The organism is Dendronalium phyllosphericum CENA369 (genome assembly GCF_016056275.1).
Classification (GTDB): domain Bacteria; phylum Cyanobacteriota; class Cyanobacteriia; order Cyanobacteriales; family Nostocaceae; genus Dendronalium; species Dendronalium phyllosphericum.
On sequence record NZ_JAECZA010000088.1, the window covers coordinates 1 to 17,927 of the forward strand.

General features: G+C 40.7%; 19 protein-coding genes and 1 pseudogene. 7 read left to right on the plus strand and 13 right to left on the minus strand.

All coding sequences use genetic code 11. The features are described from left to right. Positions 1-353 (plus strand): annotated as a pseudogene (locus tag I8752_RS17960) (IS4 family transposase); the annotation flags it as partial. Here I8752_RS17960 and I8752_RS17965 read toward each other — a convergent pair. The 9 genes from I8752_RS17965 to I8752_RS18005 all read right to left on the minus strand — a co-directional run bounded on the left by I8752_RS17965 (position 301) and on the right by I8752_RS18005 (position 4,378). Then, positions 301-711 carry a calcium-binding protein gene (locus I8752_RS17965; RefSeq protein WP_214433675.1) on the minus strand — a complete coding sequence of 137 codons (411 nt, stop codon included), beginning with the start codon at positions 709-711 and terminating at the stop codon, positions 301-303. The pseudogene I8752_RS17960 and the gene I8752_RS17965 overlap by 53 nt on opposite strands. Then, a complete protein-coding gene (locus tag I8752_RS17970) occupies positions 684-1,025 on the minus strand; it encodes a hypothetical protein (RefSeq protein ID WP_214433676.1) in 342 nt (113 codons plus the stop codon). The genes I8752_RS17965 and I8752_RS17970 overlap by 28 nt, the downstream gene beginning before the upstream one ends. 216 nt (positions 1,026-1,241) lie before the next feature. Then, entirely contained in the window at positions 1,242-1,673 is a 432-nt protein-coding gene (locus I8752_RS17975; RefSeq protein WP_214433677.1) for a hypothetical protein, read from the minus strand. Between the two features lie 191 nt (positions 1,674-1,864). Continuing rightward, the gene (locus tag I8752_RS17980) at positions 1,865-2,143 is read right to left on the minus strand and encodes a hypothetical protein (RefSeq protein ID WP_214433678.1); all 279 of its coding nucleotides are present in this window, start codon (positions 2,141-2,143) and stop codon (positions 1,865-1,867) included. A gap of 327 nt (positions 2,144-2,470) precedes the next feature. Then, complete coding sequence (locus I8752_RS17985) at positions 2,471-2,797, minus strand: hypothetical protein (RefSeq protein ID WP_214433679.1); 327 nt, start codon at positions 2,795-2,797, stop codon at positions 2,471-2,473. Positions 2,798-2,799: 2 nt separating this feature from the next. Beyond that, positions 2,800-3,156: a hypothetical protein gene (locus tag I8752_RS17990; RefSeq protein ID WP_214433680.1), complete on the minus strand. Its 357-nt coding sequence runs from the start codon at positions 3,154-3,156 to the stop codon at positions 2,800-2,802. 1 nt (position 3,157) lies between these two features. Continuing rightward, positions 3,158-3,559, minus strand: coding sequence for a divalent metal cation transporter (locus tag I8752_RS17995; protein WP_214433681.1), 402 nt, complete (start codon positions 3,557-3,559; stop codon positions 3,158-3,160). Then, positions 3,507-3,953, minus strand: a complete 447-nt coding sequence (locus tag I8752_RS18000; RefSeq protein WP_214433682.1) for a divalent metal cation transporter — start codon at positions 3,951-3,953, stop codon at positions 3,507-3,509. The genes I8752_RS17995 and I8752_RS18000 overlap by 53 nt, the downstream gene beginning before the upstream one ends. Next, a complete protein-coding gene (locus I8752_RS18005) occupies positions 3,950-4,378 on the minus strand; it encodes a hypothetical protein (RefSeq protein ID WP_214433683.1) in 429 nt (142 codons plus the stop codon). Before I8752_RS18005 ends, I8752_RS18000 begins: the two co-directional genes overlap by 4 nt. 212 nt (positions 4,379-4,590) lie before the next feature. Here I8752_RS18005 and I8752_RS18010 point away from each other — a divergent pair, with 212 nt between their 5' ends. After that, positions 4,591-4,836 carry an HNH endonuclease gene (locus tag I8752_RS18010; protein ID WP_214433684.1) on the plus strand — a complete coding sequence of 82 codons (246 nt, stop codon included), beginning with the start codon at positions 4,591-4,593 and terminating at the stop codon, positions 4,834-4,836. A 30-nt stretch (positions 4,837-4,866) separates the two neighbouring features. After that, complete coding sequence (locus I8752_RS18015) at positions 4,867-5,109, plus strand: hypothetical protein (protein WP_214433685.1); 243 nt, start codon at positions 4,867-4,869, stop codon at positions 5,107-5,109. 257 nt (positions 5,110-5,366) lie between these two features. Here the strand turns inward: I8752_RS18015 and I8752_RS18020 are convergent, their stop codons facing one another. Then, a complete protein-coding gene (locus I8752_RS18020; protein WP_214433686.1) occupies positions 5,367-8,084 on the minus strand; it encodes a DUF3536 domain-containing protein in 2,718 nt (905 codons plus the stop codon). 69 nt (positions 8,085-8,153) lie between these two features. On the opposite strand from I8752_RS18020, the gene I8752_RS18025 reads away from it, so the two are divergent. From I8752_RS18025 to I8752_RS18035, 3 genes are all read left to right on the plus strand, one after another. Beyond that, positions 8,154-8,300, plus strand: a complete 147-nt coding sequence (locus I8752_RS18025; RefSeq protein WP_214433687.1) for a hypothetical protein — start codon at positions 8,154-8,156, stop codon at positions 8,298-8,300. A gap of 260 nt (positions 8,301-8,560) precedes the next feature. After that, complete coding sequence (gene cax / locus I8752_RS18030) at positions 8,561-9,640, plus strand: calcium/proton exchanger (RefSeq protein ID WP_214433688.1); 1,080 nt, start codon at positions 8,561-8,563, stop codon at positions 9,638-9,640. Positions 9,641-9,989: 349 nt separating this feature from the next. After that, positions 9,990-10,667, plus strand: coding sequence for a peptidoglycan-binding domain-containing protein (locus tag I8752_RS18035; protein WP_214433689.1), 678 nt, complete (start codon positions 9,990-9,992; stop codon positions 10,665-10,667). Positions 10,668-10,727: 60 nt separating this feature from the next. Here I8752_RS18035 and I8752_RS18040 read toward each other — a convergent pair whose 3' ends face one another. From I8752_RS18040 to I8752_RS18050, 3 genes are all read right to left on the minus strand, one after another. Further along, positions 10,728-13,148 carry a sucrose synthase gene (locus tag I8752_RS18040; RefSeq protein ID WP_214433690.1) on the minus strand — a complete coding sequence of 807 codons (2,421 nt, stop codon included), beginning with the start codon at positions 13,146-13,148 and terminating at the stop codon, positions 10,728-10,730. A 635-nt stretch (positions 13,149-13,783) separates the two neighbouring features. Then, positions 13,784-14,059, minus strand: a complete 276-nt coding sequence (locus I8752_RS18045; protein ID WP_214433691.1) for a hypothetical protein — start codon at positions 14,057-14,059, stop codon at positions 13,784-13,786. Between the two features lie 211 nt (positions 14,060-14,270). After that, positions 14,271-15,179 carry a polysaccharide deacetylase family protein gene (locus tag I8752_RS18050; protein WP_214433692.1) on the minus strand — a complete coding sequence of 303 codons (909 nt, stop codon included), beginning with the start codon at positions 15,177-15,179 and terminating at the stop codon, positions 14,271-14,273. Between the two features lie 965 nt (positions 15,180-16,144). Here I8752_RS18050 and I8752_RS18055 point away from each other — a divergent pair. Further along, the gene (locus I8752_RS18055; protein ID WP_214433693.1) at positions 16,145-17,875 is read left to right on the plus strand and encodes an ABC transporter permease; all 1,731 of its coding nucleotides are present in this window, start codon (positions 16,145-16,147) and stop codon (positions 17,873-17,875) included. Positions 17,876-17,927 lie beyond the last annotated feature (52 nt).

The window sequence follows — 17,927 nt, forward strand, 5'->3', positions numbered from 1 at the left end:
TAATAGATTACTACAAACTCCGTTTTCAAATCGAATTTAACTTCCGTGATGCCAAGCAATTTTGGGGTTTAGAGGATTTTATGAATTTGAGCCAGACTGCTGTGACTAATGCGGCTAATCTTGCCTTCTTCATGGTTAATTTATCCCATCATCTTTTGGCTGATTTCCGTAAACATAATCCTGATTCTGGCATTATTGACCTGAAAGCTTACTACCGTGGTTTTCGATATGTCCGTGAAATGTTAAAAATACTTCCTCAAAAGCCTGAGCCTATTTTATTAGCCCAAATTTTTGCCAAGCTCACTTCTTTGGGACGTATTCATCCCCTTTCCACAGGCGTTGAAGCCTCGTAAATTGGCTAAGGTATTGATCCAAACCAGCAATATATTCAATAAAGCCAGTTCCTTTGGTATTACCTGTGCCAAAGAAGTTGAGGAGAGTTACATCTTGAGCAAAGATGAATTTATTGTCTTTGTTCAGGTCAATAGTTAAGGCAGTACCAACCCTAGCAAGGTTAGATAGACTGAGTGAAAAATTAGTTAACGTTAAGGTGTCTGTACCAGATTCGTCTTGAATGATGCTTCCAGAATCATTGACTACTGGATTGTTGGGATCGAGATAAGCCAAGTAATAGAGGTCATTGCCTGTTCCTCCTAACAGGGTGTTAACACCACCACCACCTGTTAAGAGGTCATTACCTGCTCCTCCCAATAAAAGATCGTTACCTTCTTATTACCAATAAAAGAAGAATCAACAACATGAAACTTTAGTTCAGCATTAGAATCATTTAAGCCAGAATACTCTAGCTGTAAATTAGCTACATTTGCCCAAGACTGTATTGCATTAGTAAAAGCATTTATTTCAGCATTATAGAAAGAGTAATCCCAGGATTTATTGTCAATAAAAGAGTAGGTAAGCTTTCTACTGTCGTTTTCAATCTTCCATCTACTGCCCCATAGTAAGCTTTTTAGATAAATTGAACCATTTCTAGAAACATCGCGTATAGAATCAACAAAAATAGACATTTTTCTCCTTTACACAATTCAAGTAAATTAGTAGTCTGCTTCAGCCTTTAAAATTCGCGTTGTCCCCCCGACTTCTTAAAGGAGTAGGGGATTTAACTTCTTCATGAATGATTTCTGGCTGTTATATTTTTCCTGGTTTCACAAGAGCGATCGCCCAAACAAATGCTGGCTTATTGCTAAGAGCGATCGCATCTTCATTAATTAAAAAATTACTGATTATCTCAGTGAACCAAAAAGGTCAGATAAGTCTTTATCAATCTCTTTTCTATAGGTGGGTTCATCCATGTTTAAACATTTATTTACTAGGCTAGAATGCTCCTCTGAGCGACCTTCAAATAATCTGTAACGTGTATTTTTTAAATAGGCATAAGCTTCACAAGCATTATCACTACTAGCGGATGAAAAATAATCTTGAGCATTCTTTATTTCTTGTAGCATTGCATCTTTAACATCACGAGTAGTACTGCTATTAGCCCAGTTTATTGATTCCTGTAGATCTACAATAGATTCACCTCTAATAGCCCTACCTGCATTAACTAAATAAGCGTATGATTCTGCAATTGCTAAACGGGTTTGAGCTTGTACTGGTGCAGAAAAAATTAAAAAGCAAGTGAACATTAAAGCACTCAAAAAATTGAATTTACCCATGACTATCTCCTAAGTGGTTGTAAATTCTTTTCAAATAAATTAATCAATTTTTGCTAATCCTTAGAGCAATTGCACTAAAAAATCCGTGCTAATCATCAGCGCGATCGCACACATATAGCCTTTGCAAATGACTTGTGAAAATTCGCAGCATCCAGTTTCCCGACTCTTTGAGAAGTCAGGAATTTAGCTTTTCACGAATTATTTATGATTGCGATAACTTCATCTATTTCAGAAGAGCGATCGCATGGTAAAACCTGGACGATTCTTGAGAGCGATCGCACATAAAGTAACAACGATGCTTTTGTTTGTTCGATTGCGCGTTTTAATACATGAAATGACCAGAAAATTTTATTGTCAGAATTGTGACATAAAAACTTACGGAAAACTAGAGAATATTCTGAAGGAAATATAAATTTTTTAGCCTTAAACCAGAAAAAGAAGTAAGTAGATGCGTAAGTGCTTGTCGTCAAATATCCTTCTTAAGGCAAACGCATCTAAATGTTAAGGAAGCGGTAAGAAGAGGTGGTACATGGTAGTATAAGCGGCTAAATCAAGGCATTAGGAAGATCGCAAGTTGAGTAGAGATAAGCAATTGAACACGGCACTAAGAAAAAAGCCAAAACACTTGTAACCCTAAATAAGTCAACTAATGAGATATTACTACGTAAATTATGCGAACATTTTCAAAACAGAAGATAGCTAAAGTCAGTATTAAAGGTTTTCTTACCCTATGACTTAAAAGTGCTGAACAAAAATACTAGTCCCTAGTCTCCAATCCCCAACCCCTAATCCCTTTTTCATTGGGTAGGCTTTTGAAAACTTTCCAATTCTTCCAGATGACAACGCAGACTCGGCTTCTGCGGGTCTGTTAAATCCATTTGCTGCCAAGGAACGCTATATCCAGTGTAAATTTTATGCGCTCCGAGCCGACGCAAAATTGCTAGCCCAATTTCCCAAGCAGACAATCTTTCTAGTAAAGCGCTATTACCAATCAAATACTCTTGAATAAACCATTCATAACCTTGCTGTTCGGTACGTATTTCTTCAATACGTCCGACTGGTTTACCTGTTGGATCTAGTACTTGTGTGCCTAAAAGTAGCTCTAAATGAATTTCACGTGTCATAACTATGCTCCCGGAATGCGGCTAATAATTTGTTTGCGCACCCATTTTTCCCACGCTAGTGCTGATGTGTCTTCAGCATCAATATCAACGTCTACATCAATGCCCACATCCCGAACTTTTGACCAGGGAATGCGAAACGGTTCGCTGTGTTTTGCACCCCATTTACTCTCAATTATTGTTAGCAAAGCAGACAACCGAGGATGTATTCTTCGAGCTAGGGTCACAAGACCGACTTCAATATATGCTAATCGTGGTTGTTTCCCATCTTCATACTCAATGACAATTCCATCAACTTTACCCATTTTGCGCTGATTGCGGTCAACTAGTTGATTGTCGAGAACATCTCGAATTACATCCATTTCAACCTCCGAAAATTTCTAAGGGTAAAGCAATAATGGCTAAAACAAAAGCTAGGGCAATCGTAAAAATCACAACGCTATTGCTAATCCAACCATTGCGATATTTGCCTACATAGGAGCGATCATTCATCAAAACTAGAAAAGGTATAATCACAGGCGGTAAAATAACTGCTGTTACTGCCATTGAAAATAAAGTTAATTGCAGCGGATCGATACCTACCACCATCAACAGCGAAGCCGAAAACACAAACACAGTGTAAACAAGACTAAATCTTGCCGCTTCCTTGGGATGTAGATTTTCGCCCCAGTTCCAACCCAAGGCTTGAGCCACAATATAAGCAGTGTCAAGGCTAACTTCTAACGCTGCACCAAAACAAGCAATGCCTAAAGACGCAGCAAACAACAAAAAGCCCCAATAGCCAAATGACGAAAGCTATAGGTAGAGCAAACCACTGAAAGCTAATGCCTGTTACTAATTGTAGAGCAATACAAACACCACCAATTTCCGCTCCCAATACCAAAAAATCAACTACAATTTCGGCAAGCAAGGGAATAACATAAAAATTAAATCCAAAACGTTCGCGCACTGCATCAGCTAAAGTATGTTTGCTGACAGCAGCTAAACGTCCTGACATTTCTACTAAAAAAATTACACAAATTGTTCCTAAAACGATCGCCCACAACAACTGAAAACCAAATTCCGAACCTGCCTCAGCTGAAGTGGCAATCGCACCTACATCTAAAAAGCCACCAATACTTGTAATAATTCCTAGGGCAATCTCAAGTATTTTATTCATGGCTGCCCACCTGCTGCCAAAGACAGTTGAGCGATCGCTTGCTCTTGATGAGATAATTGCTGTACTTGTTGAGTTACCGCTGGATAGTTGTTGTTTTCCACTGCTTTTGACATTTGACTAACAGTGTCTTGAAGTTGCTGAAGCGATTTCAAAATAGCACCACGATTAGAGCTTGGAATTGATAACTTGGATAATTCCTCTGTCTGTGTTTTTAGTTCCTGCTGGGTTTTGTCAAGTGTTTGTTTGACATAAGTTGTCGGTACAGCTTTATGTATCCAAGCATCACCAACGAAATGGGCAGTTGCTGTCCACGATTTTACCGATTGTAGTTCTTTTGATAATTCATCTTTAGTGGATTTACTACCACAAGCTGTTAATAATAAGAGTAATAATAAAAAATATAAATGTCTTTGTATTAGCTGCATAAGCTTTGACATTAACTGGATTTCTGAAGTGTCTATCTCAATTGATCCCCGGAAACCAGCAATATTGTAAATACCCTCTGGATATATTTATGAGAAAAATATTCCCAAAGAGGGAGTTTTTTAGCTGTAATTATAGCTAAGGCATTAAAATGTGATTATTTTATGACTACAAATATTACACGTAACTACTTACCTAAAGTAGATAAAAAATAATGAGCAAAACTCCCCGCATCCGCATCCCGCCTGAAGTCAGGAAGTATGTATTCCAACGCGATCGCTACCAATGCCAAAGCTGTGGTAAAACAACTTTAGAAACTGACCTGACTATCGACCATATCATCCCTCTGGCTCGTGGGGGTCAAAACGACATTAGCAATTTGCACACTCTCTGCTTTTCCTGCAACCAACAAAAGACTGACAAAACTGACCCTCGCTTTCGGCGACATTTTCAGACTTAGGTTAAGATAGTTTGTTAGTCATTAAGTTATATGTCTAAAAACGTCAACAGCAATTCCCGAAGATTAGCCATCAGAACCGTAGCCCTATCCTTCTTCGCTGTAATGGCTGTTTTAATAGCAGCTTTTCCCTGGCTGTATGAAATCAAAACTAAAGCTGGGATCAATATCTCACGCAGCCACCACGCTGGAACCTTTTTAGAAAAGCATACTCACGGACTTTTCAGGTGTGAGTGGCTTTATCCATACCATTGCGATCGCCGCACTCAAGGTTGAATAATCATACGTCATATCATATCCACCTGAAGAGTGACGCGGTGAGGCAGTCGCAGTCCTGGCGGTTCCCGTCGGTTGCGAACTGCCGAACCCGAAGGGAGATGGGGAGACGGGGGACATGGAGATGGGGAGACGGGGAGACGCGGAGAATTTTTAATTGTAAGTGATTTCCCGAACATGATTAGGGACGCGCCATAGCGCGTCCCTATGTATAAATTTAGGCTAGCGCACGCAAGTATTTTCATCTTGGTGCAATTTTAGCCAAGTTTACTCAAAATCGGACTGACATCAACAGCTAACTTTTGTCCTAACTTCAGTAACTGACGGCACTGATTGCTATCCTCTGCATCAGCAAGAGTAGTTAGACACAAAGGTAAAATTTGACTGTGCAAACAACTAAAGTATAGTTCCTGGGATCGCTCTAGGGAGATGCCAAGATTTAGCTGATAGCCAACATCAATCAACCTATCCAATAGTTGGATATCTGCATGAAAACTACCATTAGCATCGTGCAACAATCGCCACAGCGATCGCACAATTAATTGTTCTAACAGCTGTTTGCCTTCGGAAATATTCAACCGACAACGTAAATGTTTGGCTTCGGTAGCGATCGCTTCTAATTCTACAATGTGATTCCAACACAATTGTGGTTCGGCTATGTCTTGCTCAAGCGATCGCAATGTCGTCATACAGCGATACCCTAAAGCAATATCCGCTGCTACTTGTAACTCTTGCGGCACTTCTAGTCCATCCCGATGGAACGCCATCACTACGCCGTAATTTTCTCGATATGCCTGGGTATAGAGTTGATCTAAACGTGTCAGTGTTTCTTGGGTAATCAACCGCATAATCCGGTGGCGTTCTTCAGCAAAGAGATTTTGCAAACTCAAAGTGGCTTCGCCAAATAGCTGTGTCATTACCAAGATACAGTTAGCTGCACTTGCCTGTTGCAGCGTCCTAAACAGCTTTTCTTTTAATTGGCTGTAGTCACGCCGTCCAGCAAACGGTTGAATGCAGCAGTGGAAATCCCAGCCTCCCAAATGCAGCACAGCAAACACTAAATGTTCGCTTTCCCAAGTAATATCTGACACCAGCTTTAAATGCCCCACAACCAAAGTTAGCGATCCCATCCGTTGCAGTTGGTAATCTAACTCATTAGCTGTGTAGCAATAAATTCGTTTTTTATGAGTGCTAAGTGCTGAGTGCTGGCTGTGGGGTGTCGAACCCTGGTTGTTAAATAAGGAAGTAATAGCGTAATGAGCTGCTACTTGCTTAAAGCTGACTTGGGCAGTCAGTACCAATTGCCGATATATTTCGCCGCCATGCTTGAAATGCTCAACATTGCTGGGGGCTAAACCTAAGCGTTTGAGGAAGCCTTTTTCTAACTGTACGCCTGCGACATCTCCCGCTAGTTCTAAAGCACGGGCGGCGTAACGCAGAATCTGCGTTCCCTCTGGACGAGATAGTTCTTCAAAAAACCACCCGCAACTGGTGAACATGAGTAATGCGTGACGCTGCATTTCCAATAAACGCAAAGCGTCTACTTGTTCGGCGGCTGTAAGTTTGTGGGTTTGATGGCGGGTAAGAAAGCGGCTGACATTGGCAGGAGAGCGATCGCGGATAACATGGATATATTCATCTCGTGCTTGCCAAGAATCGCGGAAAAACAGCTTGCCGTGTTCTTCATATACCTCAATTAACCGATCCCGCAACCAATTTAAGGCATCCCGTAGCGGCCGCCGCCATTGCTGATGCCAAACACCACCTTCACCACCGCAACCACAGTCATCTTGCCATCTATCGACACCGTGGGCGCAACTCCATGCTGTGACTGGTTTTAATTCGACTTCCCAAGCAGGAGGATTCAAGCTGAGGTAATGAGCAAAATTCGTTACCGTCCAACCTTGGCGGGGAAATTCTTCTGTAAAGGCGTAGGCTAAAGTTTTCTCAGTTCCTTTCTTGTGATGTCCAAAAGTTTCGCCATCTGTAGCTACAGATATTAACTGTGCTGGACGATGATCCCCACGCACTGCCGAACCAATGCGTCCAGCAAAATGATTGGAACTATAGACGACATCGCTAAAACCCATGTCTCGTGAGATCGGGCCATCGTAAAAGAAGATATCGATATAAGGTAATCCTTCCCGACTCTCCTCTTCTTTGACAGGCAAAGAAAGGTCTGTCTTTCCGTTAATGCTACTTAAAGGTGAAGCTGAAGTGTTCAGTGTTGGCTGCAAATAACAACGGTAGGGACGAGTGGGATCGATCTGATTGCCGCCAACTTCGTGCCATTCTGGCTGGGGATCGTCTCTAGTGGCTAAAGGACGGCAACGTAGTGCCTGAGATGGCGCAAGGATAACAAAGCGAATACCTTCGGCAACCAGAGCTTCTAAGGTTGCATAGTCTACGCCTGCTTCTGCTAACCACATACCTTCGGGATCGCGGCCAAATCTGGATTTGAAGTCTTCTTTGCCCCAGCGAATTTGAGTGTATTTGTCGCGTTCGTTAGCCAGGGGCATGATGATGTGATTGTATACTTGCGCGATCGCATTGCCGTGACCTTGCAAGCGTTGAGCGCTTTTCGCGTCTGCCTCTAAAATCCGCTGATAAACCTCCAAATCGTAGCGCTCTAGCCACGACATCAACGTTGGCCCGATATTAAAGCTGAAATACTCGTAATTATTCACGATCCCCATGACTTCGCCGCGATCGTTTAATATCCTGGCAAAGGCATTCGGACGATAGCATTCCCAGTGAATCCGCTCGTTCCAATCGTGGAAAGGTGCAGCACCCGACTGGCGTTCAATTGCGTCCAGATATGGGTTTTCCCGTGGAGGTTGGTAGAAATGTCCGTGTACTGCCACATAAACACCTGTAGCTTTCTTTAGGGGATCGCTTTGGCGATCGTCTTTAGCAGTTATATGCGATGTAAACATCGATCCAGAACTAGCTGGCAATTCAGCAGCAGAAGTCATGTATATTTATCCAAACAAAAAACTTGTAGTTGCGCCAAAAGCACTGCATTTAAACCTTTCTACAAAGGTTTGCACGCAAAATCCGGTATAGACGAAAACTATGGATATAGGATACAGCTAAATCTCCGAGAAAGCGGTCTTACTAAAGTGGGAAATCTGCGTTATCGCCCAGACGGTTCCCAAGAAACATCAGCCATTGAACAACGCTTCAGTTAGAGGTTTTCTCGTTGGCGGGGCCAATTAAAATTTAATTGTCTTTTAATATATTAAACCCCATATTTGGTGTAGAAGCTTAACTTCAGTTCATAGTTTTGCTACGAAACATTGCAGAAGCTACTCAAATCGCAATCTTACTTTACATTTCTCACAGCAGCATAGGAACAGTGTAATCTCTGAATGGCTTGACCGACAGTAGAGAGTATCCTAATTGGAGTGCTGAGTACTTTCGATAGGATATCTTCAACTTAAGGTAATAAATGTCAGGTAAAAACATTCTTCTTTTTCTGTTACTCTTTATTCCGGTTTCCTTAGCAGCTAACTTTCTACATTGGGGAAACTTGATAGTTTTCATTACGGCTGGTTTAGCCATTCTGCCTCTAGCAGCTTGGATGGGTACGGCCACAGAAGAAATTGCTGTAGTGGTTGGCCCGACATTAGGAGGGTTGTTAAACGCCACTTTTGGCAATGCGACAGAACTGATTATAGCTTTGATTGCTTTGAATGCCGGTTTAGTGGATGTAGTCAAAGCCAGCATCACAGGATCGATTATCAGCAACTTACTCCTAGTCATGGGCTTTTCCATGCTGTTAGGCGGACTGCGTTACAAGGAGCAAACATTTCAATCAGTTGTGGCGCGTGTAAATGCTTCATCGATGAATTTAGCGGTGATTGCGATTTTGCTGCCTACAGCGATGAATTATACTTCTGCGGGCATTAGCGAAAAAATTCTGCAAAATCTGTCTTTGGCTGTTGCGGTAGTGTTAATTCTGGTTTATGCCCTAACACTGTTGTTTTCGATGAAAACCCATGCTTATTTGTACGAGGTGGGTGTAGCAGATGCAGAGGAAGTTCATACCAAACCAAATGTATGGTTGTGGAGTGGCGTGCTGCTAGTGTGTACCCTCTTAGTAGCATTTGAGTCAGAAATGTTAGTTGGTACTTTGGAAGAAGCTACATCCCAGCTGGGTTTAACTTCGCTGTTTACAGGGGTGATTGTAGTTCCCATCATTGGTAACGCTGCCGAACATGCTACAGCAGTCACAGTAGCGATGAAAGATAAAATGGACTTATCGCTTTCTGTAGCTGTCGGATCGAGTATGCAGATTGCCTTATTTGTAGCTCCCGTTTTAGTGATAGCTGGGTGGGTACTTGGTAAACCAATGGATTTAGATTTTAACCCTTTTGAAATGGTAGCTGTGGCTGTGGCTGTGTTGATTGCCAATAGCATTAGTTCTGATGGTAAGTCTAATTGGTTAGAAGGGACTTTACTGTTAGCTGCTTATACAGTTTTAGGGTTAGCCTTTTACTTCCACCCAGTTATTAGCAGTGTTGGTTAGTTATTTTTCATAAGTCAAATTACAGGAGCGATCGCTTTTTTGTTTAACAAGAGCGATCGCTTTTGTGCTTCTTGGCTAAAAAGACCTAAAGACTCCTCATTTAGTCAAGTTGTATGCGTTACAACTTATGAAAATTCCATCTATATATATACCGCTTAGGGCGGAATAAATTTTTTCTTATCTAGAGTTTATTATTGTTGACAGAGTAAGCGGTACAGGAATTCTTCACATCTTCAGCGATCGTTACGATCGCTGGAAATTGTGGCGATTTCTTAACTGTACATCCCATTCCGGAATCACAGCAACTTTTCTGTCAAAGGAAATATGGGTTTTAATAATACCAAATACAATGAACGATATTGTCCTGCTGATGACGGGCGTTTTAATCGCAAAACAACCATCTCCGGTCAATTTACCCAAGCAGCCTGTAATTCAGCTAGGCAATGGCGTACAAAAAATAACACAGGAACGGTCAGATCGCTTAGTTATAACTGCAAAGATTGCGCCACCTGAATTCATACGGTTAGATAAGAGTTTTCCAGGCACTCTATTAGCGTTTAAGCGCAAGCATCAAAAAACTTTAATGAGTGAGACACCGAAAATTCTTGCTAAAGACTTATATAGCGTGGCTGATTTTCAGCATTTCCAAGCTGTAAGAGTAAAGTTTCCTAACGAACAACACCTAATAGCCAAACAAAATCGCCCAGAAATTGTTGTGGCAAAATCTCAAAAATTAAGTTCTTTTCAGAAACACCAGTTAATAGCTCAACAAAACTGTGACGAAGAAATAGATATTACTAAATCTTCAAGATTTACTAAACAAACTGTACCAAATTTACGTTTTAGTAGTTCGGGTCTTGCTGTGAGAATCTTGCAAAGGCTATTAGCAGCTAATGGCTATGCTATTCGAGTTGATGGAGTTTTTGGCGCATTGACAGAAAGTGCTGTTAAGGCTTTTCAAAACCAACAAAATTTAACTGTTGATGGAGTAGTTGGTCAAAGAACTTGGTATTATCTCACAAGATAGTCAGTTGTCAATTGTCAGTTGTCAGTAGCAACTAACTACTGACAACTGACTCAGAACTAATTAGCGATACTTATGTTGCTCTAAAAGTTGTTGCGCTCTTGGTTTGTAAATTAAATAGAACAAGGCCTCAATGTAACGCAACAAGTCTTCTCGATTTTCTTTGGAAGTAAAGTTCCAGAAGCCATAAATTCGCGCTAAAGAGAGCAGCTTAGTAGTGTGAATTTTCCAGGTATATGTGCTGTAAACTCGATCGATTGCTTTCTGGGAAAGCGTATCCCAATATGAAGCATTTTGCTCGCACTTGCTGACAAATTCCAGAATTTTTGTGGCTGTTTCCTCTAAATTTGTCGGGTTGATGTAAAAACCATTCACTTTATCCTGAATAATCTCTAACGGGCCGCCAAACTGTGTGGCAAAAGTTGGTAATCCGGAAATCATCGCTTCCAAAATTGTCAAACCAAAGGCTTCAAATAAAGCTGGTTGTACAAAGATTCCTTTGTGGTCAGCAATGACGCGATAAATTTCGCCAGAATCATTTTTTGAGAGGCGCACGCCCAACCAGCGAATTTTTCCGTGGAGATTGTACTCGTCAATTATGTGGTAGAGTCTGACAATTTCATCGCGTTCTTCGTTATCGCCTGATTCTTCTACGCGTAATTTACCCGCTACCAAAATTAAATTACAATGGTCTTGCAATTCTTTACTCTGACCAAAGCATTCGGCTAAACCAGTGAGGTTTTTAATGCGGTCAAGACGCGCCATAGAAAAGATAGGACGCTTGTTAGGATCGTCGAGTTGGCCGTAAATTTGGGATGGATCTTCTAAGGTAAAGAGCATTTCGGAAATGCGATCGCGATCGCTCTCTACTCTATCTTGAGTCCGCGTGTAGGGAAAATAAGCATTCTCATTTACCCCTGGTGGCACAACATTAAACTTAGGACTAAATAGTTCGATACCATTGGTGACATGGTACAACTCTGGCATGGTAAAGCACTTGTAAGACTCATACTGTCCCACACTATCGGGCGTGCCGACAATTTCTTGGTAAGTGCTGCTGATGACGAAGTTGGCAGCATTCATCGCAATTAAATCAGCGGTGAATTGCAAGGAAAAATGATATTTATCTTCTAAATCTTGCCAGTAGAGGTTACTAAACAAGTATTTGGATTTTTCTAAAGCATGGGCAACGTTGCACTGGGTGACTTTCATCCGCCGTGCTAATAGAAACGCAACTAAATTTCCATCGGTGTAGTTCCCAACAATTAAGTCTGGTCTGCCTTGAAATTCTGCTAGCAGTTCTCTTTCGGAGTCAATTGCAAAGGTTTCTAAATAAGGCCAAAACTCAAATCGGGAAATCCAATTTTGAGTCATATTCGGATTGAACTCGCGCAGAGGTACTCGCAAAATCCAAGCATTTTCTGTGCCGTGGACTTTTTCTAAGCGTTGATTGCAAAGAGTACCATCGCTATTAGGAATCAAGCGAGTCAGAATAATTACTTTTGGCTGGACGTTCAGTTTCTCTAAGCCAGCTAGCAAAGCATCTTCTTGGAGTTGCTTTTCTAAATTTTTTGCTTGGTCGAGGACGTAAACCACCTGACCGCCAGTATCAGGACGACCCAAAACTCCCTCTTGCCCAAACCAACCGTGGGCAGATACTAAGACGATTCTAAAAATCATCGGGACGCGAGAGATGAAAACTTCCAGAGTTTGGGGATCGGGAGAATCAATTAATTCATCCAGAACATTCAGGGTGTCTTGTACGCGCTGGGCGGTGTTTCCCCAACCCGGCTCAAAACCCATCGATTGCAATTGAAATCGAAATTCTTCGTAAGGTTCTTCGCTAGGACGACTGCCTACAAATGCTATGGCTTTTTTAACTTGGTCGGAAAGTTGCTGCTGTGACTTAATGCGATCGTTGACCAAAAGTTGGATGCCATTATAGTGATGCAGGCGCAAGAAATTCAATAAGCTGTCCAGCAGTTGTTTGGAGTCTTGAAAGATTTTGCTGGATAGATAGCGGTTGAGAAACTGTACGCCCTTACCAATATTTTTTGGGTCGCGGATTGTTGGGGTGTAGTCATAAAACGGGCCGAAATCTAACTCTAACAGATCGCCTTCGTTAGGATGAAATTTATTCACTAAGCGATCGCGCATATCTAGCAGTTCCTGCACCGTCATCGGCTCAAAACTTAAGTCTGCTGTCAGCCGATAAACTTCTTGACTAGCAATCTTAGGACGGATGATGAGACAAAGGTTTGAGTCTTCTTGAATAATTTCCTGAGTATAGTAAATGAGTTTGCCTAAGTGGGAAGAAGCGTAAAATGTTTCAGGCTTCTGGGACTTAGAGCAATATTCGCTAAATACATTCAGTATGTCGTTCCGCAGCAAATATTTTTGCTCTTGCTGGCGTAATTCACTCACGAAGGAACGCAAATCATTCTTCTCTTCACTATCTAAGATTGCTTGAATCAATTCGGACATGGGGACCCCTAAAAATTATTTTGCTTTTTTAACTTCCAGGCAGAATATTCTTACCCTTTGTCTAATCGCATAGAAACACAAATAAACACAGAGAAATATTTATCTGTGTTTCCTCATAGCAGTCTTTACTCCATAAGGCTTATTAAAGCGTGTTTCTATTTAGTTAAAGTATCTAATACTCAGTATTTTTGGCTCTAACTAAAGGTGTACAATTTTCTAGACTTTTGAGAGAGGTAATGTTATGTAATGATTCTCTCACAAAGTTTATTTTTTGCTGATAAAAATAACTTTTATGATATTTCTTCCTAGCTATTCTTCAATGTATATCTTTAAATAGATAGAGTTACACTTATAAACACAAATCAATATTTTTGTCAATTTAACTAAATGCTCATTTTTAGGAAAAATACGCATCTCAAACAAGAAAATGTGAAATAAAATTTGACTATTAGTACTATTAAATTATTTTATAACTTATCTGAAAAAATATTGAATCCACTACATTTGAGCAACAATTCTTCTACTCTCCTGGTAAAAGAGAGCATAACAAGCAATTTGAACGAACTTCGTACCCTACCAACTGTGAAAGTGGTATTTCTTCGCCTCTCTGCTCTCCTATCTTTTGCTCCCTAAAATTATTTTACGAGCCTGTATTCTTCTACATCACCTTCATAAACCAACCAAGTTTGTATGGGATCGCCACCCTCTCTCGGCTGAAGTTTATTCTCAAATGTCACTTTCCAATGATCGCCACCATATTTTTTCACATCGCGATCGATAGCAGAAGCTAAAAATAGTTCGCCAGCTCTCGCCACATACGTTGGATCGGATTTTTTTAAATCTTTTGATTGTACCGGAGTTTGTTTGAAAATAGTTGTGCCAATATTTTTGATCCGTAAAATGCTAGACATCGATGCATCTCCTGTAATTGCAGTGTGAAACCTTGAAACTTCAGCTATTTAACAATTTATCCGGCAAAATTATTCTTATTAAGAATGGATGTTAAATATATTACATAAATATTCAGTATTTTTTCATCAGATAATACAATTTAAGTTTAATTTAACAATCAATAGCCTTAAGTAATAAATTTAATCTTAGTATTATCTTTTGTATCAAAATTTAGCATTTATTTTGGGATAATTTTTGCTTACTTACTGTAGAAAGAGTCTCAGCAATTTCTAGCAACTGTTTGGCTGACTTTTGTCTATTAACCATTAAACGAGGAATTTCATAATAGTTTTTAAAACAACCATAATTTAGGAGTTCATCATTGTATAAGTAGCTTGATAAATAATATTTAGATACATAAGATTCTACTTGTTTGTTATATGCTCCATAAGGGTAAGCAAAATGAGATGCTACTTTTTGATCTGGATCTAAATCTTGCGTACATTTCCTCAATTCGGTTCGAGATTGTAATATTTCTTTAATTAACTCCCGACGATTCAGTTGGGTTAAATCTTTATGATTTAATCCATGAGATTGAATATCATAAAATCCCTTTTTCAAGCCTTCTCTCAATTCTTGACATCCTAAGTGAGTTGAATTACGACTTCCTTTGAGAGCTAAAGTACCTGGATTAATAAATAAAACAACTTTGATTTTCTTAGTATATTTTTTTTCAAGTTTATCTAAAACAGGTAATAAGTTTGTATACACTGTTTTATATCCATCATCAAAAGAAATCATTACAGGCTTTTTTTTCTGGTATTCATAAGGAATTTTTTGACTTCTAGTTAAGAAGAAGTTATATAAATCTTGAGTAGTTAAAAACCAATAGTTATTAATAATTAACTGCTCTAGAAGTTTTTCCATATCTTGTTTTGAATATTGCATATCCCCAACATAGTAGTTAGATAGATTACTCTTAGTATCAAGAATGCCATGAAAACCTAAAATAGGAATTATCGGAGTAGTGTATTGAAAATTAATAATAGAAAAAAACATCACAAATCCCAGAACCAGGCTTAAATAAAAACCTTTAGGTTTTGAATAATTAACGAAATTCTGCTCGTGGTTCTCAGTCATATTAATAGTAGTGCATCCTTTGAAAGTCTTGTCAGTATTGAGACAAAAATCGTACTGGTACTTTACAGGGATACCACAATTGTTGACTATTTAGTGTAAAAATTCTTATTGTAGTAGCTTTAATTGGGAATTTCTCTACGTAACGCTCGACTGAGCGTCGTAACTCTGGATTGCAGCGATTGACGTTGTAGCTATAGTACTTCGCTCTGATACATTTAACCTAAACCGTTTAGTTTTAAGCCTAGGCTAAAAGCTGATTCCTCTAAATATCGATACTGTAGTTGAATACTAGATTTGCTATCATCAATTGTCTATAGAGATTGACGTAAAAATATTTTTAGGGATATATTCAAGGATGGCAGTTAAAGTTCTGCAAACTTGAGGTTTTGACTTACTCTTAATTTGATTATTTCAGGAGGTCGATCGAATGGAGGCTTCTGGTAGTAGTCGTTACTTGGCGACTCTTCAGGAAACCACCGTGTCTGACAAAGACGCTAACCATACATTTCGTTGTGGTTGGTGGGCGATCGCTCCGATGATGCACTAATTAACTCTAATTTGGAGTTTCGGGTTCATCTTCGGTCGCCTTTGGGCATGGCGATCGCAACAAAAAAGATGAACAATGCAAAGTTTTCAATCAACAGCATAGTTTGTTTGGTTGTCCCGATCTCACCGCAGTATCCAAGGGACAAATATCGCAATTTTGATTGTCTTGACTTGAGCGTAGAGAAATAGTTCGCTAATTGTTAGCAATTGGTAATTAGTGGATGCCAGAACTTTTGACTAAATCTCCTAGCTTTAAGTAAGGAATCGCTGACAATCAGTACTTGATTGCAACTTGATTATTAAAAAATTCTCCGTGATTGCTTGACAATTTTTACTGCAAAAACGGACTAATTTCTCATGTCTGGAAATTGAAAATTAACCTTATCTTTCTGCAAATTTAACTTTCAGGAAACAGGAATATGCTCAAGCGAACTTTTCCCTCACCAGAGGCACTTCGCCGCTTTCCGTTTGGTCTGGCAGATGTTGCGGTAATTCTGGGCACGCTTGTGCTGTTAGCACTGATTGCCCGGATTGGAGCTGGAACGCTGGTGAGTTTTCACCCGCCGGATATTGTGCCAAATATCGACCTCAATCCGCGAAATTTGCCTTATTACGCTGGGCAATCAACTCTACGAATGTTCGTTGCCTTATTTTGCTCGACTATTTTTACCCTTGTTTATGGCTACATTGCCGCATATAGCCGTCGTGCAGAACGGGTAATGATTCCTTTATTGGATATTTTGCAATCTGTTCCAGTGCTGGGGTTTCTGTCGATTACAGTCACCGGATTTATTGCTTTGTTCCCTGGGAGTCTGCTGGGATTGGAAGCCGCGTCAATTTTTGCCATTTTCACCAGCCAAGTCTGGAATATGACTTTTTCCTTTTACCAATCGCTGAGGACAGTGCCAAAAGAATTAGATGAAGCCGCTACGCTCTATCATCTCTCTCGCTGGCAGCGGTTTACCAAGCTAGAAGTACCTTCTGCCATGATTGGGTTGGTGTGGAATGCAATGATGAGTTTTGGCGGTGGTTGGTTCTTTGTAGCTGCCAGTGAAGCTATTAGCGTCCTCAATCAGCAGTATACACTGCCAGGAATTGGTTCTTATGTGACAGCTGCGATCGCCGCTAAAAATATTCCAGCTTTGGGCTGGGCAGCGCTCACAATTGCAATTGTGATTTTGGTTGTCGATCAGCTATTTTGGCGACCGATTGTAGTTTGGGCTGATAAATTTCGCCTAGAGCAAAGTGCCGCCACTGAAGCTCCCGAATCTTGGGTCTATGACTTATTAAAAGCAGCACGGATTCCCCGAACGATCGCCCGGTCGTTGACTCCATTGGGTGAAGCTAGCAACCGCTTTTTATCATTGCTAATGCCCCCTAGGGAATCGTATCCAGCAGAATTTAGTCGCCACCGCAGCGATCGCATCTACGATTTGATCTTATTGCTCATCGTTGGAGTCCTTATTGCTGGAGCATTGCATTTTATTATCGCAACAGTGGGCTTGAGTGAAGTTTTCAAAGCCTTTGTTTTGGGCTTGCTGACGCTGTTACGGGTGACAGTACTTCTGATTTTTGCCACCTTGATTTGGACACCCATTGGAGTTGCGATCGGTTTCAACCCCAAACTGGCACGCCTATTGCAACCTGTCGTGCAATTTTTGGCTTCATTTCCAGCCAACTTCATCTTTCCATTCGCCACACTGTTTTTTATCCATTCTCACATCAGCATTAACTGGGGCTGTGTGCTGCTGATGGCATTAGGTGCTCAATGGTACATTCTCTTTAACTCCATTGCAGGGGCCCAAAGTATTCCCACCGATCTGCGAGAAATGGCAACTGATGTGGGGTTAAAAGGCTGGAAACGTTGGCAAAAGCTGATTATTCCCGGTATCTTTTCAGCTTGGGTAACAGGAGGTGTAACTGCCAGCGGCGGAGCCTGGAACGCCAGTATAGTTTCAGAAATTGTTTCCTGGGGACACACTACTCTAACTGCGACTGGATTAGGAGCTTACATCGCCCAAGCAACCGAAGTCGGAGACTGGGCGCGCATCACCTTGGGCATCGGCATGATGAGTTTGTTTGTAGTCGGGCTAAATCGCCTGTTTTGGCGGCGACTATATCGGCTAGCAGAAACAAAATATCACCTTTGATCGGGCAATACATAGTAGATAAAGCCCCTTCGGGGCGGGGGTAGGGGGTAGG